Origin of the sequence: Bacillus sp. PAMC28748, assembly GCF_014250415.1 — a bacterium.
GTDB lineage: Bacteria > Bacillota > Bacilli > Bacillales > Bacillaceae > Bacillus > Bacillus licheniformis.
In genome coordinates this window covers 1,262,501-1,287,190 of the sequence record NZ_CP060192.1, presented here as the reverse complement: position 1 = coordinate 1,287,190, position 24,690 = coordinate 1,262,501, and the positions used below count along the sequence as shown (strand labels likewise).

29 protein-coding genes and 1 pseudogene (1 of these 30 running past the window's edge) are annotated in these 24,690 nt (G+C 44.4%); 1 reads left to right on the top strand and 29 read right to left on the bottom strand.

The genetic code is table 11. The features are described from left to right. Window positions 1-49: 49 nt before the first annotated feature. The 17 genes and pseudogenes from H7F26_RS06530 to metG all read right to left on the bottom strand — a co-directional run bounded on the left by H7F26_RS06530 (window position 50) and on the right by metG (window position 15,047). Window positions 50-280: an anti-sigma-F factor Fin gene (locus H7F26_RS06530; RefSeq protein WP_003178210.1), complete on the bottom strand. Its 231-nt coding sequence runs from the start codon at window positions 278-280 to the stop codon at window positions 50-52. A 56-nt stretch (window positions 281-336) separates the two neighbouring features. Beyond that, window positions 337-903, bottom strand: a complete 567-nt coding sequence (gene pth / locus H7F26_RS06525) for an aminoacyl-tRNA hydrolase (RefSeq protein ID WP_017474858.1) — start codon at window positions 901-903, stop codon at window positions 337-339. Between the two features lie 116 nt (window positions 904-1,019). Then, the gene (locus H7F26_RS06520) at window positions 1,020-1,646 is read right to left on the bottom strand and encodes a 50S ribosomal protein L25/general stress protein Ctc (RefSeq protein ID WP_003178205.1); all 627 of its coding nucleotides are present in this window, start codon (window positions 1,644-1,646) and stop codon (window positions 1,020-1,022) included. A gap of 80 nt (window positions 1,647-1,726) precedes the next feature. Further along, entirely contained in the window at window positions 1,727-2,677 is a 951-nt protein-coding gene (locus tag H7F26_RS06515; protein WP_003178203.1) for a ribose-phosphate diphosphokinase, read from the bottom strand. Window positions 2,678-2,697: 20 nt separating this feature from the next. Beyond that, window positions 2,698-4,068: a bifunctional UDP-N-acetylglucosamine diphosphorylase/glucosamine-1-phosphate N-acetyltransferase GlmU gene (gene glmU, locus H7F26_RS06510; protein WP_003178200.1), complete on the bottom strand. Its 1,371-nt coding sequence runs from the start codon at window positions 4,066-4,068 to the stop codon at window positions 2,698-2,700. A 304-nt stretch (window positions 4,069-4,372) separates the two neighbouring features. Continuing rightward, window positions 4,373-4,666, bottom strand: coding sequence for a septation regulator SpoVG (gene spoVG, locus H7F26_RS06505; protein ID WP_185855242.1), 294 nt, complete (start codon window positions 4,664-4,666; stop codon window positions 4,373-4,375). 179 nt (window positions 4,667-4,845) lie between these two features. Beyond that, window positions 4,846-5,223: a 2-iminobutanoate/2-iminopropanoate deaminase gene (gene ridA, locus H7F26_RS06500; protein WP_003178196.1), complete on the bottom strand. Its 378-nt coding sequence runs from the start codon at window positions 5,221-5,223 to the stop codon at window positions 4,846-4,848. Then, window positions 5,221-6,074 (bottom strand): annotated as a pseudogene (gene purR / locus H7F26_RS06495) (pur operon repressor); the annotation flags it as partial. The gene ridA and the pseudogene purR, both read right to left, overlap by 3 nt. A 56-nt stretch (window positions 6,075-6,130) precedes the next feature. Further along, complete coding sequence (gene ispE, locus H7F26_RS06490; protein WP_003178192.1) at window positions 6,131-7,000, bottom strand: 4-(cytidine 5'-diphospho)-2-C-methyl-D-erythritol kinase; 870 nt, start codon at window positions 6,998-7,000, stop codon at window positions 6,131-6,133. 297 nt (window positions 7,001-7,297) lie between these two features. Beyond that, window positions 7,298-7,483 carry a small, acid-soluble spore protein, alpha/beta type gene (locus H7F26_RS06485; RefSeq protein WP_003178189.1) on the bottom strand — a complete coding sequence of 62 codons (186 nt, stop codon included), beginning with the start codon at window positions 7,481-7,483 and terminating at the stop codon, window positions 7,298-7,300. Between the two features lie 156 nt (window positions 7,484-7,639). Further along, window positions 7,640-7,900 (bottom strand): biofilm formation stimulator Veg, encoded by a 261-nt coding sequence (gene veg, locus H7F26_RS06480; protein WP_003178187.1) that lies wholly within the window; start codon window positions 7,898-7,900, stop codon window positions 7,640-7,642. Between the two features lie 224 nt (window positions 7,901-8,124). Next, entirely contained in the window at window positions 8,125-9,006 is an 882-nt protein-coding gene (yabG, locus tag H7F26_RS06475; protein WP_003178184.1) for a sporulation peptidase YabG, read from the bottom strand. A 159-nt stretch (window positions 9,007-9,165) separates the two neighbouring features. Continuing rightward, window positions 9,166-10,044 (bottom strand): 16S rRNA (adenine(1518)-N(6)/adenine(1519)-N(6))-dimethyltransferase RsmA, encoded by an 879-nt coding sequence (rsmA, locus tag H7F26_RS06470; protein WP_017474311.1) that lies wholly within the window; start codon window positions 10,042-10,044, stop codon window positions 9,166-9,168. After that, entirely contained in the window at window positions 10,037-10,597 is a 561-nt protein-coding gene (gene rnmV, locus H7F26_RS06465; protein WP_003178180.1) for a ribonuclease M5, read from the bottom strand. The genes rsmA and rnmV overlap by 8 nt, the downstream gene beginning before the upstream one ends. Window positions 10,598-10,764: 167 nt before the next feature. After that, entirely contained in the window at window positions 10,765-12,090 is a 1,326-nt protein-coding gene (locus H7F26_RS06460; RefSeq protein ID WP_003178178.1) for a G5 and 3D domain-containing protein, read from the bottom strand. Window positions 12,091-12,206: 116 nt separating this feature from the next. Next, a complete protein-coding gene (locus H7F26_RS06455) occupies window positions 12,207-12,974 on the bottom strand; it encodes a TatD family hydrolase (protein ID WP_017474310.1) in 768 nt (255 codons plus the stop codon). Window positions 12,975-13,058: 84 nt separating this feature from the next. Continuing rightward, window positions 13,059-15,047 carry a methionine--tRNA ligase gene (gene metG, locus H7F26_RS06450; protein WP_017474309.1) on the bottom strand — a complete coding sequence of 663 codons (1,989 nt, stop codon included), beginning with the start codon at window positions 15,045-15,047 and terminating at the stop codon, window positions 13,059-13,061. A 507-nt stretch (window positions 15,048-15,554) separates the two neighbouring features. On the opposite strand from metG, the gene H7F26_RS06445 reads away from it, so the two are divergent. Then, the gene (locus tag H7F26_RS06445) at window positions 15,555-15,845 is read left to right on the top strand and encodes a transition state genes transcriptional regulator AbrB (protein ID WP_085959887.1); all 291 of its coding nucleotides are present in this window, start codon (window positions 15,555-15,557) and stop codon (window positions 15,843-15,845) included. A 48-nt stretch (window positions 15,846-15,893) separates the two neighbouring features. Here the strand turns inward: H7F26_RS06445 and rsmI are convergent, their stop codons facing one another. From rsmI to H7F26_RS06385, 12 genes are all read right to left on the bottom strand, one after another. Further along, window positions 15,894-16,769 carry a 16S rRNA (cytidine(1402)-2'-O)-methyltransferase gene (gene rsmI, locus H7F26_RS06440; protein ID WP_025805862.1) on the bottom strand — a complete coding sequence of 292 codons (876 nt, stop codon included), beginning with the start codon at window positions 16,767-16,769 and terminating at the stop codon, window positions 15,894-15,896. After that, complete coding sequence (locus tag H7F26_RS06435; RefSeq protein ID WP_003178169.1) at window positions 16,744-17,037, bottom strand: GIY-YIG nuclease family protein; 294 nt, start codon at window positions 17,035-17,037, stop codon at window positions 16,744-16,746. Before H7F26_RS06435 ends, rsmI begins: the two co-directional genes overlap by 26 nt. Further along, window positions 17,024-17,767: a tRNA1(Val) (adenine(37)-N6)-methyltransferase gene (locus H7F26_RS06430; protein ID WP_003178166.1), complete on the bottom strand. Its 744-nt coding sequence runs from the start codon at window positions 17,765-17,767 to the stop codon at window positions 17,024-17,026. The genes H7F26_RS06435 and H7F26_RS06430 overlap by 14 nt, the downstream gene beginning before the upstream one ends. A 64-nt stretch (window positions 17,768-17,831) precedes the next feature. Further along, on the bottom strand, window positions 17,832-18,194 hold the full coding sequence (gene yabA, locus H7F26_RS06425; RefSeq protein ID WP_003178164.1) for a DNA replication initiation control protein YabA: 363 nt from the start codon (window positions 18,192-18,194) through the stop codon (window positions 17,832-17,834). Window positions 18,195-18,208: 14 nt separating this feature from the next. Further along, complete coding sequence (locus H7F26_RS06420; RefSeq protein WP_003178162.1) at window positions 18,209-19,036, bottom strand: competence/sporulation regulator complex protein RicT; 828 nt, start codon at window positions 19,034-19,036, stop codon at window positions 18,209-18,211. Between the two features lie 2 nt (window positions 19,037-19,038). Continuing rightward, window positions 19,039-20,028 (bottom strand): DNA polymerase III subunit delta', encoded by a 990-nt coding sequence (holB, locus tag H7F26_RS06415; protein WP_003178160.1) that lies wholly within the window; start codon window positions 20,026-20,028, stop codon window positions 19,039-19,041. Window positions 20,029-20,039: 11 nt separating this feature from the next. Continuing rightward, window positions 20,040-20,480 carry a YaaR family protein gene (locus H7F26_RS06410; RefSeq protein ID WP_003178158.1) on the bottom strand — a complete coding sequence of 147 codons (441 nt, stop codon included), beginning with the start codon at window positions 20,478-20,480 and terminating at the stop codon, window positions 20,040-20,042. A gap of 11 nt (window positions 20,481-20,491) precedes the next feature. Next, the gene (locus H7F26_RS06405) at window positions 20,492-20,821 is read right to left on the bottom strand and encodes a cyclic-di-AMP receptor (protein ID WP_003178156.1); all 330 of its coding nucleotides are present in this window, start codon (window positions 20,819-20,821) and stop codon (window positions 20,492-20,494) included. A gap of 75 nt (window positions 20,822-20,896) precedes the next feature. Next, the gene (gene tmk, locus H7F26_RS06400) at window positions 20,897-21,535 is read right to left on the bottom strand and encodes a dTMP kinase (RefSeq protein WP_003178154.1); all 639 of its coding nucleotides are present in this window, start codon (window positions 21,533-21,535) and stop codon (window positions 20,897-20,899) included. Continuing rightward, window positions 21,532-22,974, bottom strand: a complete 1,443-nt coding sequence (locus H7F26_RS06395) for an aminotransferase class I/II-fold pyridoxal phosphate-dependent enzyme (RefSeq protein ID WP_025805857.1) — start codon at window positions 22,972-22,974, stop codon at window positions 21,532-21,534. Before H7F26_RS06395 ends, tmk begins: the two co-directional genes overlap by 4 nt. Window positions 22,975-23,114: 140 nt before the next feature. After that, a complete protein-coding gene (locus H7F26_RS06390; protein ID WP_009330058.1) occupies window positions 23,115-24,308 on the bottom strand; it encodes a toxic anion resistance protein in 1,194 nt (397 codons plus the stop codon). A gap of 15 nt (window positions 24,309-24,323) precedes the next feature. Next, window positions 24,324-24,690 carry the 3' portion of a 5-bromo-4-chloroindolyl phosphate hydrolysis family protein gene (locus H7F26_RS06385; RefSeq protein WP_003178149.1) on the bottom strand. Its footprint extends 251 nt past the window's final position, so only the last 367 of its 618 coding nucleotides appear in the window; the start codon falls outside the window, past its right edge; the stop codon is at window positions 24,324-24,326.

Sequence of the window (24,690 nt, the reverse complement as noted above, 5' to 3'; positions counted from 1 at the left end):
CTTCCTCAAATAGAAAAATGCTTTGGTCTAGTCTCTACACCAAAGCTATCTATTGAATAAATGAATGATATTGGTGATAATCCGGGTTTCGCTCAAGCGCTTCTTGACAATCTTCACATATCGTCTTCACGTGTAAATCCCCATTATCCATATAAGAAATCATATCGTTTCTTTCATCATTTGTTAAGTGGTTAAAGCCTAACTGTTCACTGTTTACATAAGAATGGTCAAGACTTCCGACTTTAACGCCGCAATGCCGGCAATAATAATGTAAAGCCATAAAGGAACCTCCATACCGAGTCTTTTTAAGACTAGTATGTTCCGTTCCCTTTTGCCTTATACCTTTGCGTTAAATTCATTCATGACTTCTAAAAAAGGTTTTTCCAAAGAAGCTTCACAGGCCTTGGCCGATTGTCTGACGGCCTCTTTTATCGCCGGCTCTTCTTCATCTGTAAAAGCGCCAAGCACATAATCGACGACTTTCATGCCGTTTACCGGACGGCCTATTCCGATTCTGATCCGGTTAAACTCACTTGTTCCCAGATGCTGAATCGTCGATTTGATGCCGTTATGGCCTCCTGCGCTTCCTTTCGTCCTCAGACGGATTCTTCCGGTCGGAAGATCCAAATCATCGTAAATCACTTTCAAATTGTCAACAGGGATCTCGTAATAGTCCAAAAGCGGCCTCAAACATTCTCCCGATAAATTCATATATGTAAGCGGCTTAACAAGTAGAACCTTTTTGCCGGAAACAAACCCGATTCCGTATTGTCCGTTGAACTTTGTTTTATCAAGCGGAATGTTCCACTCTTTCGAGAGCTCGTCAATCGTCATAAAACCTACATTGTGTCTCGTATTTTCATATGTTTTACCCGGATTGCCCAATCCTGCAAACACAAACATTATTCTATATCCTCCCTTAAGCAAAACCCTGCCTCAGCATACTGAGGGGGAGCATCCTAATTTCCCCTCATTCTAGCACAAAAGACGTAACCGCGGGCGGATTACGTCTTACGTATTTATTCTTCTTTTTCCTCTTCAGTGCCTTTTTCTGGTTCCTCAACGTCTTGAGCAGCTGATTCGGCTTCTGTTTCTTCCTGCTTTTGAGGAGGAAGAATGGATGCAACAACTTCATCAGGCTCATGGTTGTATGAATAATCGCCTTTGGTCGGAATATCGCCGACGGTTAGAACATCATTGACTTCGAGACTGGAAATATCAACCTCGATCGTCTGCGGAATGTTCTTCGGCTTTGCTGTGACAGACAGCTCGTAAAGCGGCTGCTGAAGAACACCGCCCTGTTTGATGCCCTCTGCTTCACCCGTAAGGTTTACAGGAACCGTCGCCTCCATTTCCGCTTCCATATCAACCACTTTAAAATCGGCATGTACGATTGAATCTTTTAACGGATCCGTCTGCAGCTCAGTCACCATAACAGAGTGTTGGTCACCGTTTATATCCAAGTTGATAATCGTATTTTTGCCCTCAGCGCGCAAGATTTTTAAAAGCTCGATACTGTCTAACGCAACGGATTTGTTCTCCAGATTTCTTCCGTAAATGACACCCGGCACATACCCGGATTGCCGAATTCTTCTTAAAGAAGACCGTCTGGAATCCGTTCTTTCTTCCGCTTTTAAAATTGCCATTTTCAGCACCATCCTATCGTTAGATTGGTCTTTCTAAAACCATTCCCATAACGACAAAACTTTAAACCAGAATCAGCAAATTAATCGAACAGGAAGCTGACAGATTGTTTCTCATGCACACGAATAATTGCTTCTGCCAGAAGCGGTGCGACAGAAAGCTGCTTGAATTTCGCGATTTTCTTTTCTTCAGGAAGCTCAATGCTGTTGGTCACAACGAGCTCTTTAATTTTGGAATTGTCGATTCTTTCGATCGCCGGACCGGAAAGAACCGGATGTGTACAGCATGCATACACTTCCTCTGCGCCGCTTTCAACGAGCGCATTGGCCGCCAGCGTAATCGTTCCTGCAGTATCAATAATATCATCAATTAAAATGGCTGTTTTTCCTTCGATATGCCCGATGATATTCATAACCTCGGCTACATTCGGCTTAGGTCGGCGTTTGTCGATAATCGCAATCGGCGCTTTCAAGCGGTCCGCCAATTTGCGGGCACGGGTCACACCGCCGTGGTCAGGGGACACAATCACGATATCCTTGAAATTTTTCTCTTCAAAATAATTTCCTAAAATCGGAACACCCATTAAATGATCGATCGGTATATCAAAGAAACCTTGGATTTGCGGCGCGTGAAGATCAAGTGCAATCACACGGGTAGCTCCGGCGGTTTCCAGCAGATTTGCCACGAGTTTGGCTGTGATCGGCTCGCGGGAACGCGCTTTACGGTCCTGACGGGCATAGCCGTAGTAAGGCATCACGATATTAATCGTTTTCGCCGACGCGCGTTTCAGCGCATCCACCATGATCAAAAGCTCCATGATATGCTCGTTCACCGGCGCGCTAGTCGATTGGATGACATAGCAGTCGCAGCCGCGGATGCTTTCTTCAATGTTAATTTGGACTTCACCGTCGCTAAAGCGTTTAACAGAACTCTTTCCCAGCTCAACTCCGACGATATCCGCGATTTCCTTCGCAAGACCCGGATTTGAGTTTAAAGAAAAAATCTTCAAATTGTCGTCTTCATATTTAGACATGGTAAACCTCCGATTTAGGATTATTTTTTGTGTATGTTCTCAGCGTAGTCTTCCTTATTGACTTGTCTTGCTCTGGCAATAGACAAAGCCCGGCCTGGCACATCGTCGGTAATCGTTGAACCCGCAGCTACGTATGCGCCTTCGCCGATTGTCACCGGAGCGACCAAATTGGAGTTGCAGCCGATAAATGCCCCATTTTCAATTTTCGTTTTAAACTTATGTTTCCCATCATAATTTACGGTAATCGACCCGCAGCCGAGATTGACATCCGTTCCGATTTCCGCGTCCCCTATGTAGCTTAAATGAGATGCTTTGCTGCGATCACCAAATTCCGATTTTTTCACTTCGACGAAATTCCCGATCCTTACCTCATTGCCGATCTTTGAGTCGGGCCTGATATGAGCAAACGGTCCGATTGTAACATCGTCGCCGACTTCACTGTCCACGATAACGGACTGCTTAATGACCGTTCTGCTGCCGACCGTACTGTTTTCCAGTTCGCTGTTCTGTCCGATGACCGCGTCTTCACCGATAACAACCCGCCCTTTAATGACGGTGCCGGGATAAATCACGGTATCCCTGCCGATCACGGCTTCCGGTGAAATGTATGTGTTGTCGGGATCGATTAAGCTGACGCCGTTCTGCATGTGGCGTTTATTGATCCGCTGCTTCATATAGATTTCCGCTTGTGATAGGGCGACTCTGTCATTGACTCCGAGCGTTTCCTGGAAGTTGCCAGTCTGATAAGCGGCTACAGTTTCACCTTGATTTTTCAAGATCTCAATGACATCCGGAAGATAATATTCCCCCTGTACGTTGTCATTGGAAACCTGCTCGATCGTTTGAAAAAGAGCTTCGTTGTCAAAACAGTAGGTGCCTGTGTTGATTTCTTTGACAAGCCTTTCCTCTTCTGTTGCATCTTTGTGTTCGACAATCTTTGCAACATCGCCGTTTTCATTGCGAATAATGCGTCCGTAGCCTGTCGGATCTTCCGCTACAGCGGTTAAAATCGTCACCTTTGCTGCTTTTTTCTGATGCTCCGTGAGCATGGCTTCCATCGTTTCGGCAGTTAAAAGCGGGGTATCTCCGCAGATGACGATTGTTGTTCCTTTTTCGCTTCCAAGAATCGACTTGGCCTGCTTGACGGCATGGGCCGTGCCGAGCTGTTCAGCCTGCAGGGCATATTCGCTTTTTTCCCCGAGCTGTTTTTTGACATCTTCCGCACCATGTCCAACTATTGTGACAAGTTTTTCTAATGATAGCTTGCGAGCTTCATCGACAACATGCTCGACCATAGGTTTTCCGCAAACAGGATGAAGAACTTTATATAGCTTTGATTTCATTCTTGTTCCTTGACCAGCTGCTAACACAACTGCAAACCGCTTATCCATGTATTGGCCTCCATTATCCCTATTATCCATAGAAAAATATATCCTAAATATGAGTTGATTTCAAGCAAGCCAAAATGAGAAATCGGGAAATCAAGACAGCATATTTTGGATGTTTAGAGCATATTTAGGATTAACTGATCAGGGAGACGGATTGATTCCTTCTGCATGCGCTTTGTTATCCGAGTTCGCATGCTTTACCTTCCTGCTACTGTTATACGCAGACACAAACCATATATTGTCATTTTATTATGATAAGATCATTTTTTTTCAAAACAAAAAGGGCTTATCCATAAGCCCTTCTTTTTTAAGAAGCTCCAGCTTCTTCATATTTTATTTCCTCAACGTCACCCAAACGATGATATTCATTTAACACCGCGTCCTGAATTTTTCCGCGGGTGCTTGAGTTGATTGGATGAGCGATATCACGAAATTCTCCATCAGGTGTACGCTTACTTGGCATCGCAACGAAAAGACCATTGTTTCCATCAATTACACGAATATCATGCACTACAAATTCGTGATCCAGCGTGATGGATGCAATCGCTCTCATGCGACCATCGGTATTCACGCGGCGTAATCTTACGTCGGTAACTTCCACAGTAGTTCACCACCTTTTCCCAATATAAAAACATTAGTGTAACTATTCAACGGCTTTTTTTGTTTTCCTGCATAATTAAAAATATTTTTGTAATATTGGGATAAAAAAACACTGAATTGACAAATTTTCCAAACAAAAAAGATGATTTTGAGACCAAAACCATCTTTTAAGAGTTCTTTCTATTTCACTAATGCGATGACTTCTATTTCAACAAGCGCGTCTTTCGGCAGCCTCGCCACCTCAACGCATGATCTCGCCGGTTTGTGGGTATCGAAGTACTGTCCGTAAACTTCATTCACCTCTGTGAATTGATTCATATCCGCCAGAAACACGGTTGCTTTGACGACAGTCTCCAGAGAGGCGCCCGCTTCTTTCAGCACGGCTTTTAAATTGCGGAAAACCTGGTGCGTCTGTTCTGTGATGTCTCCAGTCACCATTTCACCCGACGGGGTCAGCGGAATTTGCCCTGAACTGTAAAACATATTGTTGACAACAATTCCTTGTGAATACGGTCCGATCGCCGCCGGTGCTTCTTTTGTCTGAACAACCTTTGTCATCTCAAACTCCCCATTTCCTATTCATTTTCTGCAAAAAAACGCTGAAAATTTCCGTTTTGTATTTCCACCTTTTTTTCCTTCATATCGATTTCAGAAAGAGTCAAAAGGGACATATACTCATCGACCAGCCGCTCCTTGACTCCCTGAGCTTCCACAAGAACACCGATGCCCGCTACATGGGCATTGAATTCATCGAGAAGATTGATCATGCCGTTGATCGTTCCTCCCGCTTTCATAAAGTCGTCTATGATCAAAACGTGCGAGCCCGTCTGCAAGCTTCGTTTTGCAAGAGACATCGTCTGAATGCGGTTGGATGATCCGGACACATAGTTGATGCTGACCGTTGACCCTTCAGTTACCTTATTGTCTTTTCTGACGACCACTGTCGGCACATCAAGGTAGCTGGCTACCGCATATGCCAAAGGAATGCCTTTTGTCGCCACCGTCATCACGACATCGATCTCCCTGTCTGAAAAAGCGGAAGCAAAAATTTTGCCGGCCTTCGTTAATACAGAGGGCTTTCCAAGGATATCGGTTAAATACAAATATCCGCCGGGCAATATCCGTTCCGAATCGATCAATGACTCACCGAGCGACTTTACAAATTCCTCCGCTTCATCGCGTTTTACCTTTGGAATGTATTTAACGCCGCCGGCTGCTCCCGGCACGGTCTGAAGCGTTCCGATTCCCTGCTGCTCGAAGGTCTGCTTAATGATGGTTAAATCTTCACTAATGGATGATTTAGCAGATTGATACCGTTCTGAAAAGAAGGTTAATGGCACTAAGACATGCGGATGGGTCAACAAATAATTTGTCAGATCCACCAATCTGCCGCTTCGACGAAACTTCATGCACTTACCTCCAAAATCCGAATATTTTTAAAAACAATATAACTTAACATACGGATTTAATCAAGTTCATTTTGTTCTCCGATCATCCGCACCGCATAAACCTGATCGCAAAACCCTCTTAATCCGTTATAGATTCTTTGCACTTTTGATTCGTATTGAACAAGTCCGAACACAGTGGGGCCGCTCCCGCTCATCAGCACAGCATCGGCGCCGAACCGCTTCATTTGATTTTTGATCATCGCGACTTCGGGGTGCATATTCAATGTAACAGATTCGAGTACATTGCCGAGCTTGTCACACATTTTTTGAAAATTCTTCTCTTCAATCGCAGCAATCATACCTTGAACATCCGGATGTTCAATCTCGTCGACTTTCAGCTGCTTGTACACTTCTGCAGTTGATACGCCGATCGTCGGCTTTGCCAGCACTACCCAGCAGTGCGGCGGAGTCTCGATATGACGGATTTTCTCTCCCCTTCCCGTTGCAAGAGCCGTTCCTCCATGTACGCAAAAGGAGACATCAGATCCGATCTCAGCGCCAAGCTCAGCCAGTTCATTCATCGAAAGCTTCAAATCCCACAGCCGGTTCAATCCTCTGAAGACGGCAGCCGCATCGCTGCTTCCTCCTGCAAGGCCCGCAGCAACGGGAATCACTTTCGTAATAAAAATGGAAACCCCTTTTTTAATGCCGTAGCGTTCTTTCATGAGCATTGCAGCCTGATAAGCAAGGTTTCGCTGATCGTCGGGAACAAAGCGGTTATGCGAAGAAACCGTTACTTTATCTTCTGCCAGCTCTGTTAATTCGACCCGATCCGCCAAATCAATCGTCGTCATGACCATCTCTACTTCATGATACCCATCTGGACGTTTGCGGCGAACGTCGAGCGACAAATTAATTTTAGCCGGCGCCTTCTCTAAAATACGCAATCCATTCACCTACTTCTCCATCTAAACATAAGTATCCACATTGTAACATATTTTGAAGTACAGGACGTACAAATGCATGCGCCTGAGGCAGGACGCCTCGCTCTTAGCATGCGGTCATTCCTCGCAAGTACAAATGCATGCGCCTGCGCAGGATGCCTCGCCTTTGGCATGCGGTCATTCCTTCAGATTGCGAATGCGCCCCTCGCCATGATTCCCAGGTCGCTTACAGCGGCTGAACACTGAAAACGGATCAATGAAAAAAACGGAGGACAGAAGCGTCCCCCGTATGTCACTGTTTTAATGATTTTGCTGATTTTGAGCCATATGCTGTTCGGCTAATTCGATGGCCCTTTTCACCATGTTGCCGGCGTCTCTGGCCCGAATTCCGCCCCAGCCCTCGGTCTTTACCGTATCGTAAAATCCAAGATCTTTAGCCAATTCATTTTTGAATTCCTCTGACATGATGCTTCGACGTCTGCCCATGCGAAACAGCCCCTTTCAAGTATCATACCATCCGTCTGACTCATCATAAAACAAGTGACATGTATTAGCTTTGCTCGATTTGTGCAGAACTTCCCCGAAAAATTTTGGATAAAAAAAGGCAAAACAAAAAGCAGCAAACATAAAGTCCACTGCTTATTAAAGGGCTACTGAGCTGGTTTTATCATCGGAAAACCTCAATTCAACCGTCTCAGTAAGAATATCCGCATAACTGTATGAAACTCTTTCAAACGAATTCTCGTCTTGGTCTAGTTGTATCACAAAAACAGAAGGGTACGTCTCAGCTAAAATGCCCGAACGCTCAATCGTTTTTCGGCGGCCACCGTTTGCTTTTAACGTCAGCCTTTTTCCCAAATGTCCATCAAGCGATCTTTTAATATCGGACAACGTTTTCGCCATTGCATCCACCTCACTATATTCAGTATACACCAGAAGCCCATTTTTGTCAAATAAAATTTAAATTATATCAACGTTCATAAGCCTCTGTCAATAAAATATTTGTGACAAATTATACGCCGACTTTCCCTTATTTTCCTCATTTTTCGTTTCATTATGTATGTTTTAAAAAAAAAGGTAAAAACATTTCGTGTGCATAGCAAAAACCCGCCATCCGGCGGGCTCGTTTAATCGTTTGCTTTTGTTTTATATGGCATTCCAATACGCAATACGCCCCGCGTCTCAATACCTCCGAGCCCCTTTTCTCTCGTCAAGGTATTTCTGAGCACTTCCCAGACGTTAATGCGGTCCATAAACGGAGTGAAGCTGATTTTTGCGACTATATAGACCGGATCAAGCGCATGGATGTTGACTCTGGACGGAGAGCTTGCGAAATTTGCACCGGCTCTGATCAGTGATTCAAAATGGGACTGGCATGCGCCGGCAAAAATGACGAGCTGATCAAGATGGGGAATTTTTCTTCTCGCTTTTTGAACGGTTTCGATAAAATCTTTTGAATGCCTGTAGGCATCCAGATTGTTAATATCGCCCTTCTGCTTAGAATAGGCATCGTGTCCGGTAATGACGAGAAGATCCGGGCGGTATTCATCGATCAGTTCCTCGATGACTGATGACATTTTCTTTTCATAGCAATGAATGCCGTATACAGGAACCCCGATCTTTTCGTAGAGCGCCAGACACTTTTTCAAATAAGCCGAATCCCCGTCTAAATGAAGGACTCTTCCGGGCATATGAAAGTACTGCTGTTGATTGTTATATTGGTTTGTGGCGCGGTACTCATGTTTATCGTGAAGGAGTTTGTAATCCTGGCGGAGAAGATCGAGGGATTCCTTCATTCTCGTTTCTTCTTCCCGCTTTCTCATCTGCCGCTCAGCCTCGCGGACAATCTCAAGATCCCCCAAATGCGCGTCAGCGATTAATCTGACCTCATCTCCGTGCAAAACGGCTACAGGTTCTCCATTTGCCGATTGATCAATTCTTATAATTCGAAATAAAATATCTCTTCGATAAGATTTTCTGACGACCATATCGCCTATTTTAAATTGCATGCTTTTCACTCCACACATAGACTAAGCCCCATCCTGATGAACATCAAGCAACGAAAAAGTAAAGGTGCTTCTTTAGCCTATGTGCCTGCCCTTCAAGTGGTGAACGGATGACAAGCCTGATCAGGCTTAAAGCCCGGCATCAATAAAAAAAGCCCCCCATTAAAGAAGGACTTCTCTCAAGCGGTCAGATAAGACGGCGAACTCTTCAATGCTAAGCGACTCTCCGCGTCGTTTTCCGTCGATATGTGAATCCTGAAGCGCTCTTTCAATTTTTGATTTATTCTCTTTGCCATTCGGCAGATTGTTGACGAGGTTGTTGAAAAGCGTTTTTCGACGCTGTGCAAAGCTTGCTTTTACGACTTGAAAGAAAAAGGCAGCATCTTGAACGGCCACAGCCGGCTCTTTCCTCAGCGTCAGCCTGATGACCGCGGAATCTACGTTAGGCTGAGGGACAAATACGGTCTTTGGTACATTCATGACCGTTTTGGCCTCCGTATAAAACTGCACCGCGATGGAAAGGGACCCGTATTCCTTTGAAGAAGGTTTTGCAGCCATTCGGTCCGCCACCTCTTTTTGAAGCATGACGACGATTCCTTTCAGCGGCAGATTTTCTTCTAAAAGCTTCATGATGATCGGAGTCGTGACGTAATACGGGAGGTTGGCGACAACCATCACCTCATTGCAGTCTTGAAACTGTTCGTCCATTACCGCTCGGACATCGGCCTTCAGGACATCCTGGTGAATGACAGTCACATTATCATACGGAGAAAGCGTATCTTCTAAAATCGGCAGAAGCCGTTGGTCGATCTCAAAGGCCGTTACTTTCTTCGCACGCTTTGCCAGCTGCTCGGTCAATGCCCCGATCCCCGGACCGATTTCAATCACGCCTGTACGCTCCGTCACACCGGCATGGTCGACAATTCTGTCCAATATGTTCGTGTCAATCAAGAAGTTCTGCCCCAGGCTTTTTTTGAATGAAAATCCGTATTTATTGAGAATTTCCTTAGTCCTAATTGGGGTGGCGATATCTTTATTCATGTTCTTCCTCCCGCAGCACAGCATCCAGTGCGCTTAAATAATCACTCTTTTTGATCTGAAACATTTGCAGCCGCTTTTGAAGCTGTTTCCCATTTGTATAGCCGATATTCAATATTTCGCCGAGCCGCTCCCGCCTTTGTTTTGCCAGCGGGCCTCCGATCAGGCCGGCTTCGATTAAATCCCGGGCCTCAATCTCAGGTTCCGTCGCTTCCATTTCCTCCTGAACGGTCATTAAGCATTCGCGGATCGCTTCAAGCGAAGCGTGTTCGACACCGATTCCGCGTTTATTTTTAGGCTTTGCCAAATGCTTGGGCAAAAATGCATGCTTGCAGCCGGGGACCTTTTCTGCAATCGTTTTTCTGATTTTTTCCCCCGGGAAATCGGGATCGGTTAAAATAATAACCCCGCGCGTTTCCTGGGCGAGCCGAATCCGTTTGATGACGTCTTCCCCTATGGCAGATCCGTTCGTTTCGATCGTATCTGCATCAACAGCCGATTTGATTTTAGCGGTGTCATCACGGCCTTCGACAACAATGATTTCTTTAATCTTCATTTCTTCCTCCGTATGTTGAAAAACCTTTTATTACATTTTTAAAATGATTGAAACCTTTTTGTAATAAAACCGTCTAATTTATTAGAAAACAAGATGGATCTATTATAACCAAAAAAACAGAGGGCGCAAAATCCCTCTGCTTATATAAAAAGCATAATAAATGATATTTAGTTCAACACCTTGATTTTAACTCTTTTGTTTCCCCAGCGGTAAGCTGTAGACTTATTCGGAAAGAATACATCGATTTTTCGGCCTTTGATGGCTGAGCCTGTATCGGCCGCAACCGCATAGCCATATCCTTCTACATGTACTTTGGAACCCAGCGGAATAACGCTCGGATCGACAGCGATCACTTTAGCGCCGGGATTATTTTTCAAATTAACGCCGGTCGCAGTGTGGCCTGAGCATCCGTTGCAGCTTGCTGTATAAGCTGTAGAGGATACATAAAATTCCTTTCCTGAGGATTGATTTCCGCGCGATACATTCGCGCTGACTTTAGCCACTGCGGCTTGCTTTGTACCGACAGCGATGATTTTGGCTTTGCTTTCGGCTGCCGTTTCCTCTTTAATCAGTTCTCTGGAAACTTCCTTGCCGTTTTTCATAACAACGGCATAGTGCTTTTTAAGCTTGCCATGTTTACCGTCCTGTACAACTTTTTCTTTCCCCTTTTCAAGTGAATCGTCCTCTTTTTTCCGGACTTCAAAAGGGATGTTCTCTTCCACTACATCGGTGACTTTTTTGATACGAGTAATGTGAATCGCCTGATCTTTCGTCAGCTTTTTATCAAGCGCAGGCTTAACTTCATCATCGCCTTTTATGCTGATCTTATGATGTTTTAAAAAGTCAGCGACCGTAGTCGAAGTCGTCCATAGGTCTTTATCTTTACCGGCATCCTTTACGGTTACTTTAAAAGCCCTTTGCAAAGTCAGCTTCATATCTTTCGTTATTTCTTTATCAACTGAGGGGTCAATTTGATCGTGTTCCGCCAACTCTAAATTTAAGTCTTTCAGAAGTTTGCCGACTGTACCCGCTGTTGTCCAGATTTCCTTTTCCTGTCCGTCGACCGTGAAATGAACAGGTTTTGCGGCAACATATTCAACATTCATGTTCGCCGTTAATTTTGTATCTTCAGCGGGAGAGATGTGATCTTCTTTCCTCGTCTCGATGTCTAAGCTTTTCAGCAGTTCACCTACGGTTTTAGCATTCGTGCGAACATCCTGCTTTTTCCCGTTTATCGAAATGGTGACTTGCTGTTTAGCGAGCTCATGTGCTCCGTAAGCAGTTCCGCTCCCTGCGACAAGCAGTCCAGCAGCAATCAGAATCCATCTGCTTTTGCTAAGCTTTACGGAAAACAGCTTTTTCATTTTTTGTATGATGAAAAACGCCTCCTTCTCCTCGGGGAGATTATATAGAGTATCTACAAGCCTGTCAACCCTCCTCTCTATTTTCTCCGCAAGCCCGCCATCTCTTTTATTATGGGAAAACCACCTCATAAAAGAAAGAAAGACTTGTCGACAAAGATATCCTATGAGCGTAAACAGACATGTAGAACTTTTTAGAACCATCCCCCGAAGAGACAAGCTTGAACAAGGCTCGATATCAAATCGTGTCAGCTGATGCCGAAAAGTTTTTTTGCATTTTCTGTGGTGACGGCCGCTATTTCTTCATAAGTCATTCCTTTTAATTCGGCAATCTGTTCGGCGACAAGTTTGACATAGCTAGGTTCATTCCGCTTTCCTCTGTATGGATGCGGCGTTAAATACGGGCAGTCCGTCTCAATTAAAAGCCGGTCATTTGGTATTTGTTTGACCACTTGCTTCGGTTTTTTGGCGTTTTTAAATGTGACGGGTCCGCCGAAAGATAGGTAGAAATTCATATCGATGCACTCTTGTGCAATTTCAGCGCTTCCTGTATAACAGTGCATGATCCCGCCGACTTCCTCGGCCCCTTCTTCCCGCAAAATAGAAACGACATCCTCCGTTGCATCACGGTTGTGAATCACGATTGGCAAGCCGACTTCTTTTGCCAAAGCGATCTGTTTTCTGAACACCTCTTTTTGAACGTCCTTCGGCGACTTATCCCAATGATAATCAAGTCCCATTTCTCCGATCGCCACAACTTTCTCATGGGCGGACAGGTCTTTGATCCAAGCCAAATCTTCATCGGTCATATCAATTGCGTCAACCGGATGCCACCCGATGGCTGCATAAATAAAATCGTATTCTTCAATCAATTCCATCGCACGCTTGATCGTCGGACGATCGAATCCTACCACGACAATGTGCTCCACTTTTTCTTCCTTTGCCCGAGCAATGACTTCTTCCAAATCCTCGTTAAATTGCTCGGCGTTTAAATGAGCATGTGTATCAAATAACATGAAAATGCCACCTTTTTAAGAAATTGTCGAAAAAACAAAAGGTGTTCGACGAAATGTTACACGTGGAACACCCTTTGCCTGCATTTATTTGATTCGCGTTCCGTTTGCTAATGAACTGTCTACCGCCGCAAGCGAGAGAACGCCATTGTCCTCTCCAGCCAATATCATGCCTTGAGAAAGTTCTCCTCTTAGTTTGACCGGTTTTAAATTTGTTACACAAATGACTTTCCGGCCGACAAGCTCTTCAGGTTTGTAGTGCTTGGCAATTCCTGAAACGACTTGGCGTTTTTCAAAGCCTAAATCAAGCTGGAGTTTTAACAGACGATCCGCTTTTTTGACGGGTTCAGCATGAATGACTTCAGCCACTCTGAGCTCTGTGCTCATAAAATCGTCTATCGTGATTTCCGGAAGCCGTTCAGGTGCTTTTTCCTCTTGCTTTGGTTCTTCTTTTGGAGCCGTTCCCTGCATTTTTGATTTGATATAAGCGACTTCGTCTTCCGCCTCAAGACGCGGGAACAATGGTTCTCCTTTTTGAACTGTCACAGATTTCAGCTGGCCGAAGCTTTGAATGCTGTCCCAGGTTTTCAGTGACGCATCCGTAACGCCAAGCTGTGCGAAAATCTTTTCAGGCGTCTGCGTTAAGAACGGCTGCAGCAATACAGCAGTGATGCGCAATGACTCCGCCAAATGGTACATGACCGATTGAAGCTCTTTTTCTTTATCCTTATCTTTTGCCAGTACCCAAGGGGCTGTCTCGTCGATGTATTTATTCGTTCTGCTGACAAACTGCCACAATGATGAAAGCGCAACGGAAAACTCCATATTTTCGATCGCCTGCTCGTACGCTTCAATTGTCTTTTGCGAGAATAATGACAACGGTTCGTCAAAAGCGGTAACCGGGCCTTCATACGACTGAATCCGGCCGTCAAAGTATTTGTTGACCATGGCGACCGTTCTGTTCAGCAGGTTGCCTAAATCATTCGCTAAATCATAGTTAATCCGCTCGACAAATCCTTCCGGTGTAAATACGCCGTCAGAACCGAACGGCACTTCGCGGAGAAGATAATAACGCAATGCATCTAGTCCGTATCTGTCGATTAATGTGACCGGGTCAACCACATTGCCTTTTGATTTAGACATTTTTCCATCTTTCATCAGCAGCCACCCGTGGGCAAAAACCTTTTTCGGCAGCGGAAGGTCCAATGCCATCAGCATAATCGGCCAGTAAATGGTATGGAAGCGGACGATCTCCTTACCGACAAGATGAACGTCTGCCGGCCAATATTTTTGATAATTTTCATCGTTTTCCGTATTAAAGCCAAGTGCCGTAATGTAATTAAACAGCGCATCTATCCAAACATAGATGACATGCTTCGGATTGCCGGGCACTTTTATCCCCCAGTCGAACGTCGTCCGGGAAACAGCCAAATCTTCAAGACCCGGTTTGATAAAGTTGTTGATCATTTCATTTTTCCGGGATTCAGGCTGGATGAATTCAGGATTTTCTTCATAGAAAGCGAGAAGCCGATCCGCGTATTTTCCCATGCGGAAGAAGTAAGATTCCTCTTTGATTAGCTCAACGGGGTGGCCGCTGTCAGGACTTTTCCCTCCGATAACTTCGCCTTTTTCGTTTCGCTCGACATCAACGAGCTGGGTTTCGGTGTAAAACGTTTCGTCAGGGATGCTGTACCAGCCCTCATATTCATCAAGATATATGTCACCATTGTCAAGCAGCTTCTGAAATACCTTTTCGATCACTTTTTTATGACGTTCCTCTGTCGTCCGAATGAAGTCGTCATTGGATATGTCGAGCTTTTTCCAAAGCTGCTGAATGTCTTCTGCCGCACGATCGACCAATTCCTGCGGAGTGATGTTTTCCTTCTCCGCCGTTTGCTGAATTTTTTGTCCGTGCTCATCTGTACCAGTTAAGTATCTGACATCAAAGCCTCTCAGTCTTTTATACCGAGCCATCGCATCACCTGCAACGGTCGTGTAGGCATGTCCAATATGTAGCTTCCCACTTGGGTAATAAATGGGTGTAGTGATGTAAAACGTATTTTTTTCTTGCGGCATGATGGAACCTCCCAATTAAAATGTCAAAAAACTCCCGCCCAAAGGACGAGAGCGGCATGTGTATTCATTCAGTATATACTCAATATATAATCCCTCTTTATATGATACCATCTTAGCCTTCAAGTTCAAGAAAATATACATTGTCGATCCATCATGAATACGGTCGATTACAAATTTTTTAACAGAAAGAAATATTATACTTCGACAAAAAAATGCTTTCATTGTCGAATAATGTCGTATATAATCGATATGAGGAAAAACCTTAGTTCGAAAGTCTTGATTTAAGGGCTTTTTTTTGATTGATCATACTGTTTTATCATCTTCAATTCCCTTGTTACATCAGTTCTTCCAAGGTCTTTTGACTATATGATCTAATTTTTACAAACAATAGAAAAGAAAATGATTGACGTTTATTGGAAACCTTGTTATGCTAGGACTGTAAGGATTTTGTCGAATAATGACGAAGATAATAAACACCTATAAAAATAACAATCTTTCGGGAGGAGAATGAATATGAAATCTACAGGTATTGTACGTAAAGTTGATGAACTAGGACGCGTGGTGATTCCAATCGAACTTCGCCGTACGCTTGGAATCGCAGAAAAAGACGCTCTTGAAATCTATGTAGATGACGAAAAAATCATCTTGAAAAAATATAAACCAAACATGACTTGCCAAGTTACAGGTGAGGTTTCTGATGACAACCTTAAACTTGCAGGCGGTAAATTGGTTCTTAGCCCTGAAGGCGCTGAGCAAATCATTAACGAAATTCAAGCACAACTTCAATCTCAAAAATAATTATTTTGATTATACAAAAACCGCTCTTGCCGAAGCAAGGGCGGTTTTTTAGTTTTGAATATGGTAAGCGTCATAAATTTTCCGTTTCGGAACGCCGCGGTCAACCGCGGTTTTTTTAATGGCTTCTTTTGAAGGATATCCTTCGCTGATATAATGCTCGACATGTTCTTTTTCTGAAAGATGCTCCCACCAGACCGCCTCTTCAATCGTTTCTTCACGGCTTCCTTCGATCACAAGGCAAAACTCTCCGCGCACCTGTTCCTGTTCAGACCATGTGAGTGCTTCTTCGATCGAACCTCTGATAAATTCTTCGAATTTTTTCGTGAGTTCCCTTGTCAATGCGATTTGCCGATTGCCGAATACCTCTCTGATGGCCGCCAAGGTTTCTTTCAGCCGATGCGGCGACTCGTAAAAAATCATCGTTTCCTGTCTGTTCTTCAAAGCCTCGAGCTGTTTTTTCCTTTCCCGTTTGCTGCGGTCCAAAAAGCCGAAAAAGAAAAACGGCTGCGGCGCAATGCCTGAGGCAATCAGTGCGGTCAAAGCCGCATTTGCACCGGGCAGGGGTACGACATAGCCGCCCATTTCGATAAAATCGCGGACGATTTCAGCCCCGGGGTCAGATATTGTCGGCATTCCGGCGTCACTGACCAATGCGACGTTTTTTCCTTCTTTCAGCCATTCCAAAATTTTATGTCCGCTGCTTTCTTTATTGTGTTCATGGTAGCTGACAAGCTGTGTCTCAATTTCATACACATGGCACAATTTCTTCGTCTGCCTCGTATCCTCCGCCGCGATAATGTCCGCCTCTTTTAACACAGAAACCGCCCGAAATGTCATATCCTCTAAATTGCCGATGGGAGTCGGTACGAGATATAACATACCCATGTCTGATTTTTGGTCAAAACTCTTTTGCCGGTTGATAATCAACACCCTCCCGTCTTTTTTCTTCTATATAACGTTCTTTGTTTTTTCTCGATAATTTTTTGAAATAGTACTCGGCCTGCATCGCTTCTCGTTTCGTTGAAAAGCACTCTGCATAATGGAGTTTAACCGGCAGCCTTGCCCTCGTATACTTGGCGCCCTTCCCGTCATTATGCGTTTTCAGGCGCTTTTCGATATTGTTTGTATAGCCTGCGTACAAGCTGCCGTCCCGGCACGAAAGCACGTAAAAGTAATGGCTATTCGTCTCCATATAAAATCTTCCTTATTTCATGTGTATATTGATCTTGTTCATCATACACAAACAAAGGAGGCAAAATTTTCAGGTCAGGTCGGCCGTCTTTTATTCCTTCTACTAAAATGGTGTTGGCTTCTTTGCTTTTTTTCGGGTAAACAAATTGGACCCGCTTCGGCTCGATTTGAAAGGCCTTCATCAATTCAAAGATTTCGAGCAGCCTCCCCGGCCGGTGAACGAGAGCGAGTTTGCCGCCCTGCTTTAATAGCTTGCTGCTGACGCGAATAACATCTTCAAGCGTGCAGTAGATTTCATGTCTGGCAATGGCCAAATGTTCATTTAGGTTTTGCTCCGTTTTTTGCGGCGTCTTGAAATAAGGAGGATTGCATGTGACGACATCGGCCTTATTGTATCCGAGCACCTGCGGCATATTTTTCAAGTCGTCCCTGATGAGATGAATCTGTTTTTGCAGGTTGTTGTATTCCACGCTGCGGAGGGCCATGTCATACAGCCTTTCCTGAATTTCCACCCCGGTGATGGCGGCTTTTGTGCGGGTGCTGAGAAGCAGCGGAACAATCCCGTTCCCTGTGCACAAATCAATGATGTTTCCTTTTTGTATCGGAACGTAAGCAAATTTCGACAGCAGAACAGCATCTAAGGAAAATGCAAAAACTGTCGGGCTTTGCACGATTTTCATATCTTCCGCCAGTAAATAATCCAGTCGTTCATCATCTTTTAATTGAATCATGTCTTTTCCCTTTCCTAAACACATTGTACCGTTAAAAAGGCTTCCGTTCCGCCGGAAGCCTTTCTTATTTTTTATTTAAAAACGAGAGGCAGAACAGACAGTCTCCTTCTTTGCGAACACTTCCGTAATGGATGTTGCAAATATGGAAGCCCTCCTGATACAGGCGAGCCAAATTATCATGGCCCTCTCCAATATCAGCATGCCCTGTCTTTTCTGCTTTTATCTCTTTTTCATCGGATTTTACGCTTTTTAGCCTTTGATCCGTCTCTTCCAGCCTCTTGCGCAAATGCTCGTTTTCAAGCTGTAAATGATTGTTTTCTTCAATCATTTCCCCGATATGCTGCTTGAGATCTCCAAGCTGGCGGTAAAGGGACCCGATTTGTTCTTCTAAACTTATCACTGTATCAAACAATTCTTTTTTATCCAAGGTTTCACACCTCGTTAATCTGTGGTTTGTGCAGATACGACACCTTCTTGCAACAGCTCATCCCACGTATATTCAACAACTTTGTCGCAGTCTGTCAGTTCAACCTGGAGAATGCGTTCGAGAATATTCAACCCGACGACTTTTGCCGGGCCGCTGGACGTGGCGATCACTTCCCCGATATCCGGAAGCTGTTCTTTGGCTGTTTCGTATTCATCGTTTTCATACTTTAGACAGCACATCAGCCGTCCGCATAGTCCGGAAATCTTCGTCGGATTCAGCGACAGATTTTGATCCTTTGCCATTTTAATAGAAACGGGCTCAAAATCACCTAAAAACGTGGAACAGCAAAGCATTCTTCCACACGGTCCGATACCGCCGAGCATCTTCGCTTCATCTCTGACGCCGATTTGTCTCAGCTCGATTCTCGTTTTAAAGATCGATGCCAAATCTTTGACGAGTTCTCTAAAATCGACTCTTCCATCAGCCGTAAAATAAAAAATGACTTTGTTGCGGTCAAAAGTGAATTCCACATCGACCAGTTTCATCTCAAGGCCGTGCTCGTTAACCTTTTTCTGGCAGACATCAAAGGCGGACAGCGCAGCTTCTTGATTCTCCTCAACGATCAGGCGGTCGCGTTCATCCGCAACTCTGATCACTTTTCTTAAAGGCAGCACGACATCGTTCTCGTCTACTTTCTTGTTGGCAATGACAACCTGCCCGTATTCAACACCGCGAACCGTTTCGACGATCACACAGCTGTCTTTATCTATCTGAAATCCGTTCGGATCGAAATAATATATTTTGCCCGCTTTTTTAAAGCGGACACCAATAACGTTGTACAAGCTTATCCCTCCTGCAGCATTAAAACCAAGTGCTCCATTAATCCTTGAGCATTCACATTGGAATAAAGCCGTTTTTTTGCTTCTAAAACAGCAAGTATCTGGTTTGTCACTCTTTGTTGTGTTGTTTGCAGCGCATGCTGTTTTAATGATTGGAATAAGTCCTGAAATAGTATTTTATCTTCATGTCCCAACTGAATGGACAACACGTCGCGATATATAAATAAAAGCATATCAAGACCCATTTCTTGGTGGTCTTTCTCCTTGAAAAAGGGCATCCACTGATCTTGAATATAGAAAAAAGCATGTCCTTTTCGCTGGTGTAAGACTTCATACAATTTTATCACTTTCGCTCGCGACTCTGCAAACTGATCATTTCGACTCAATTCGAGCGCTTCCGATAAATTGTTGGTCATATTCGACAAAAGGGCTGCAATATTCGGTGAGACCTCTTGTTTGACCAGTTCCTTTTCAATCGATTCGGGCTGCAGCGACTGAAAGGATAAAACCTGGCATCTCGATATGATCGTATCGAGCAATTTTTGCGGCTGTTCCGTTAAAAGAACAGCGATTGTATCGCTGCTCGGTTCCTCTAAAAACTTTAGAAGGCTGTTCGCCGCATTGACCGTCATTTGATCCGCATGGGAAATAATATACAGCTTTTTATGCGATTCCAAACCGGTCTTAGAAAACTCTTCCTGAAGCGCCTGGATTTGTCCCTTTTTAATGGAAAGGCCGTCCGGATGGACGACGTGTACGTCCGGATGGTTTCCAGATTCAATCCGCTGGCAGTTCCTGCATGACTCACATGGCTCTGCTCCATCTTCAAGGCAAAAAAAGCTTTTTGCCAGAAGGGTTGCCGCGTCTAATTTGCCCGTCCCTTTGCGCCCTTCAAATAAATAGGCGTGGGCAAGCCGATTTCTTTCTATACTATTTTGCAAAAGCTTCATAACCCGTGGCTGAAGCTTCTGCATTTCTGTCCAGGTTGTAGCCATACCATCACTCTCTATGTGTAAAGGTTTATCAGTAAACCCTTTATTTCGCCAATGCGTTCCAAAAGTTCGATAGAGGATTTTTCTTGATCCATAAGATCCTCAGTTAATTGCACAAGCTTTTCGTCCAGTTCTTTCACAATGCTTAATGTCCGGCTGTTTCCGTACAGATCGAAGCTTCTTGAATTCTCCACCGTCAGACCGTTTTCAACGGTCTCTTTTACAAATCGTTTGATCAAGCCTTTGAACCTGGCCAAATCTTTGAAGTTTCTCGATTTTGAGAGGCGTTTTCCGAACGCTTCAATATCTGTTAAAAGCATTGTCAGCTGTTCAACTCGAAGCTTGCCGCTTTGTATATTCATCTTCTCTTTAAATGAAGCAGAAACATTTTCTCCTCTTGCAGGCGGAGTCTGCTGTTTCTCTATCATTGTACGCAGTTCTTGACTTATTTTCATATCCTCAACCCTTAAAATTGATGGAATTGCTCGATCGGCAGTACAAAAACGGTTGCTCCGCCCACTTCAACCTCAACAGGATAAGGAACATATGAATCAGCATTTCCGCCCATTGGAGAAACAGGGGCAATCAGCTGATCCCGCTTGCTTCCGTTTTCTTTTATCAAGCTTAAAGCTTTGTCTACTCGAATATCATCTACACCCAACATGAAGGTTGTGTTTCCCGATTTCAGAAAGCCGCCGGTCGACGCCAGTTTGGTCACGCGAAAATTGTGATCGGTCAAAGCCTTTAAAAGCCGGTTGCTGTCTTGGTCTTGAACAACAGCGATAATTAACTTCATATGAAAAGCCCCCTTTTGGATGGAAACACTTTAAGGATACTCTTGTTACCATTATAACAATGAATGGTAAACTGGTCACAACTGATTTTCTTTTAATGCTTCCTCAATGATGTTATTTACCCTTTTTAACACAAGTTCAACACTTTGGCTGGCATCCACAATCCGAAATCGTCCGGGGAACCGGTTCATAACTTCTTCGTAGCCTTTTTGAACAAGCTGATGAAAGTGGAGTTTTTCCAAATCAAGCCGGTTTTTCTCTCTTGCATCATTTAAATCGATTCGTTTGATTCCCTCTTCCGGGTCAATGTCGAAATAAATCGTCACATTCGGCATCAGGCTGCCGATCGCGAATTGATTAACAGAAAATACTTCATCAATGCCGAGTCCCCTGGCATACCCCTGATAAGCAAGCGAGCTGTCGATGAACCGGTCGCATAAGACGATTTTCCCTTCTTCAAGCGCCGGTTTTACTTTTTCGACTAGGTGCTGCCTTCTTGCGGCCGCATACAACAAGGCCTCTGTTTTGGGATCCATTGCTGTATGGCTTGGATTTAAAATAACCTCGCGAATTCGTTCTGATATTTCAATGCCGCCCGGCTCCCTTGTCGCAAGAACAGAATGGCCGTTTTTCGTCAATTGGTCTGCCGCAGCCTGAAGGATTGTCGTTTTCCCCGCACCTTCAGGCCCTTCAAAAGTAATAAATAAACCGTTCATGATTTCTCCTCTTCTATATATACAGTTAATTGCTTTTGTTTGAGCTGATTGCTGCCCTGAATGTGTACATTCAGATCGACGAGCCGCGTCAGCCGGCTGATCGTCTCTTTTGTTATTCTCTCACCCGCCATGATCAACGGAATGCCCGGAGGATAAGGTGTGACCGATTCGGCGCTTATTCTGCCCGCTGCTTCGGTAAAAGGCACCGATTCTTTTTTGAAGGCAGACAACTTGCTTTTCCGGTAAGGCAAAGCCGTGACTTTTTCAGAAGGGATTCCGATTCCGGCAGGAAGATCATTTCGAACTGCTGTATCTTTCATGTCTTTACTGATTGTGCTGATCAGTTCCGGCGCGGGCATATTTTTTCCTTCAAGCGGCAGGATCAACAGGACTTGCCTTTCATCTGCCAATTCAGGATGGATGCCGTTTGCTTCAAATATGGATTTCAGTTCAAAACCGGAGTGGCCGTACGCTGATCTGATACACAGCTTAAGCGGATCTTGCCGGATACGGGCATCAGCCGGCTCGACAATATCAGCTCCGTTTATTTGAGAAAAGACTTCTCTCATATTGATGAGCTCTTTCTCAATATCGGCTGTTCGATTTGTTTTCAAGATATCTTCGGCGTATGCCCTAGCTATATCCAAAGATGCCATGATTGGGTAGGAAGGACTGCTGCTTTGAAGCACGGACAGATAGTATGCCAGTCTGTCCCTGTTGATCCTGCCGCTGTTAAGATGCAGATAGGACCCCATCGTCATCGCCGGGAGCGTTTTATGCGCGGACTGGACGACGGCATCAGCGCCCGCTTTCAACGACGACTGGGGAAATGGATGGCCCAGCACAAAATGGGCGCCGTGAGCCTCGTCGACTAAAACGGGAATATCGTGTTGGTGGGCCTTTTCTATGATCGGCTTCAGATCAACTGCATGGCCGTAGTAATTTGGATATGTCAACACGATCCCTTTTGCGTGCGGATATTGTGAAATTGCATCTTCAACTGTTTCGTACAGTATATGTGTGGGAACAGCCATCGCCTCATCAATTTCCGGTGTCAAAAAAACCGGATGGGCGCCTGAAAGTTCAATCGCATGAAATACAGACTTATGGCAGTTACGCTGAACGAGTATCGTATCAGCCGGCTGACAAACAGCCAGGATCATAGCCAGATTCCCAACGGTCGAACCATTGACGAGAAAAAAGCTTTCTTCCGCTCCGTAAAGCCTCGAAACTAAATCCTGTGCTTCCTTGATGACGCCAGATGGCTCATGTAAATCATCCAGTCCTGTCAGTTCAGTTAGATCCACTTTGAGAATCGTTTCAAAAAAAGTTTTTGCTTCATCAAAAAAGACATCTCCATTGTGATGTCCCGGAACGTGAAAAGAATAATGATGTCCTTCAGCATGGTTCACCAATGCTGTATATAAAGGTGTCTTCATATAAACCGATCCTTTAGTCATCTTCTCTATTTTCTTCGGCATCCAGGCGCTGCCGGATGCCGATATGACATTCTGCATTTATTATACCCTTCAAGGCGGATTACATAAAGGGCGGACCATTTGGTAAATGTTAATCTTGCTTATGATCTACGGTTTTGGTTTTCTTTCATGTCCAGCAGCTTAGCCTTGAGACCATCTTCCATTGCCCTTATTTCTTCTTCTGCCTGCAGCCGCTTTGAACGGCCTTCCTCTTGAATTTTAAGCGTCTCCTCAAGTGTACCGATCAGATTGTCCTGCACTTGTTTCAATGTTTCAATATCAATAAAGCCTCGTTCATTTTCCTTTGCCGTTTCGATCGTATTGGCCTTCAGCATCTCGGCATTTTTCAAGAGCAGTTCGTTTGTTGTGGCCGACACCTGTTTTTGAGCCTCTACTGCTCGGCGCTGCCTCAACAGGGTGAGCGCAATAGCAACCTGGTTTTTCCAAAGAGGGATTGCTGTCATAATCGAAGATTGAATCTTTTCCGCCAGCACTTGATTTGTGTGCTGGATCAAACGGATTTGCGGGGCGCTCTGCAGCGTAATTTGCCTGCTTAACGTTAGATCATAAACCCGCTTTTCCAGCCGGTCGGCAAACTGAATCATATCGTTTACTTCCTGAACGGCCATATGGTGATGTTCAGTTTTCGATTTCTCTTTTAATTCGGGAATGGTTTTATGATTTAATTCTTCCAGCTTCAGCTGACCGGCTGCAATATAGACATTCAGTGCCTCATAATATTCTTTATTTTTTTCATAAAGCCGTTCGAGCATCTTATTATCATTGATCAGTGCGCTTTTGGAATGCTCAAGTTTTACGCTGATTCTATCTATTTGAGCGCCGGTTTTTTGATACCTTGATAACACTTCTTGAACAGAATGGGATACTCTTCCAAACAAACGGGAAAAGAAGTTCCTTTTTTCAGTTTTCAATTCATCGGGGCTGACCTGTTCAAGCTTTTTCATGAGGTCGCTTAAAACCTGCCCAATTTCACCGACATCTTTCTTTTGGACGTGCTCGAGCATCTCATGTGAGAAGTTCAAGAGTTTGGATTGAGCTTGCGTTCCATACAGAGTAATGCTGTTATGGTTTTTCGGGTCAATCTGTTCGGCCAGTTGAAATGCCTGCCGGCGTTTTTCTTCAGATAACGTATCAACCAGATTCACTTGCTGCCCGCGGAGTTTTTCCTCCACGCCGGAAACAGGCGCTTCTCCTTGTCCAAAAGGATCGGAAAGCAAATCATCAAATTCAAGCTGTGCGCCAGTTTTGTGTAACGATGGTTTATATTCGCTCATTTCAGCTTTCCTCCATCAGCTTTTTTTCATTGAATGCTTCGCGACGTCCAGTTCAAACTCCAAGTGGTCAATGTCTGTTTTCAGCAAGTCATAAAGGTCGTCTTCCAATTGCTTGGCGAGCTTATCGATCATCATACGCGTTTCGCTTAAAGAAACTTCAAGATTCGCATTGCGCTTTGGCTGTGACGCCAAAAACGCATGCTTTTCCGTCAGTTCAACAATTGAATCAAGGCTTTGATAATAAAAGCGTTCAACCTGATAAAAACGCTTTGGTTCGTTCTTTGTGATGCTGTAAATTTTTCTGACGATCCGAAGAATTTCTAGATTCTGTTTAATAGTTTGAATGTTTTTAACTGCAAATAAGGCTTTTCTTAACCGGGCA

What these genes read in the sequence shown, in the direction of transcription:
- H7F26_RS06435 (WP_003178169.1), bottom strand. Translation starts at nt 17,037, where the DNA reads ATGGAGACGAATAGCCATTACTTTTACGTGCTTTCGTGCCGGGACGGC.
- rsmA (WP_017474311.1), bottom strand. Translation starts at nt 10,044, where the DNA reads ATGAATAAAGATATCGCCACCCCAATTAGGACTAAGGAAATTCTCAAT.
- H7F26_RS06405 (WP_003178156.1), bottom strand. Translation starts at nt 20,821, where the DNA reads ATGAAGTTAATTATCGCTGTTGTTCAAGACCAAGACAGCAACCGGCTT.
- ridA (WP_003178196.1), bottom strand. Translation starts at nt 5,223, where the DNA reads ATGACAAAGGTTGTTCAGACAAAAGAAGCACCGGCGGCGATCGGACCG.
- yabG (WP_003178184.1), bottom strand. Translation starts at nt 9,006, where the DNA reads ATGCAATTTAAAATAGGCGATATGGTCGTCAGAAAATCTTATCGAAGA.
- H7F26_RS06455 (WP_017474310.1), bottom strand. Translation starts at nt 12,974, where the DNA reads ATGTTATTTGATACACATGCTCATTTAAACGCCGAGCAATTTAACGAG.
- H7F26_RS06460 (WP_003178178.1), bottom strand. Translation starts at nt 12,090, where the DNA reads ATGAGGTGGTTTTCCCATAATAAAAGAGATGGCGGGCTTGCGGAGAAA.
- H7F26_RS06520 (WP_003178205.1), bottom strand. Translation starts at nt 1,646, where the DNA reads ATGGCAATTTTAAAAGCGGAAGAAAGAACGGATTCCAGACGGTCTTCT.
- veg (WP_003178187.1), bottom strand. Translation starts at nt 7,900, where the DNA reads ATGGCGAAAACGTTGTCCGATATTAAAAGATCGCTTGATGGACATTTG.
- metG (WP_017474309.1), bottom strand. Translation starts at nt 15,047, where the DNA reads ATGCCGCAAGAAAAAAATACGTTTTACATCACTACACCCATTTATTAC.
- rnmV (WP_003178180.1), bottom strand. Translation starts at nt 10,597, where the DNA reads ATGAAGATTAAAGAAATCATTGTTGTCGAAGGCCGTGATGACACCGCT.
- H7F26_RS06395 (WP_025805857.1), bottom strand. Translation starts at nt 22,974, where the DNA reads ATGAAGACACCTTTATATACAGCATTGGTGAACCATGCTGAAGGACAT.
- H7F26_RS06390 (WP_009330058.1), bottom strand. Translation starts at nt 24,308, where the DNA reads ATGAGCGAATATAAACCATCGTTACACAAAACTGGCGCACAGCTTGAA.
- glmU (WP_003178200.1), bottom strand. Translation starts at nt 4,068, where the DNA reads ATGGATAAGCGGTTTGCAGTTGTGTTAGCAGCTGGTCAAGGAACAAGA.
- H7F26_RS06485 (WP_003178189.1), bottom strand. Translation starts at nt 7,483, where the DNA reads ATGGGCAGACGTCGAAGCATCATGTCAGAGGAATTCAAAAATGAATTG.
- H7F26_RS06515 (WP_003178203.1), bottom strand. Translation starts at nt 2,677, where the DNA reads ATGTCTAAATATGAAGACGACAATTTGAAGATTTTTTCTTTAAACTCA.
- H7F26_RS06530 (WP_003178210.1), bottom strand. Translation starts at nt 280, where the DNA reads ATGGCTTTACATTATTATTGCCGGCATTGCGGCGTTAAAGTCGGAAGT.
- holB (WP_003178160.1), bottom strand. Translation starts at nt 20,028, where the DNA reads ATGGCTACAACCTGGACAGAAATGCAGAAGCTTCAGCCACGGGTTATG.
- tmk (WP_003178154.1), bottom strand. Translation starts at nt 21,535, where the DNA reads ATGAACGGTTTATTTATTACTTTTGAAGGGCCTGAAGGTGCGGGGAAA.
- H7F26_RS06445 (WP_085959887.1), top strand. Translation starts at nt 15,555, where the DNA reads ATGAATATGAAATCTACAGGTATTGTACGTAAAGTTGATGAACTAGGA.
- H7F26_RS06430 (WP_003178166.1), bottom strand. Translation starts at nt 17,767, where the DNA reads ATGATTCAATTAAAAGATGATGAACGACTGGATTATTTACTGGCGGAA.
- H7F26_RS06410 (WP_003178158.1), bottom strand. Translation starts at nt 20,480, where the DNA reads ATGAAAATAAGTCAAGAACTGCGTACAATGATAGAGAAACAGCAGACT.
- pth (WP_017474858.1), bottom strand. Translation starts at nt 903, where the DNA reads ATGTTTGTGTTTGCAGGATTGGGCAATCCGGGTAAAACATATGAAAAT.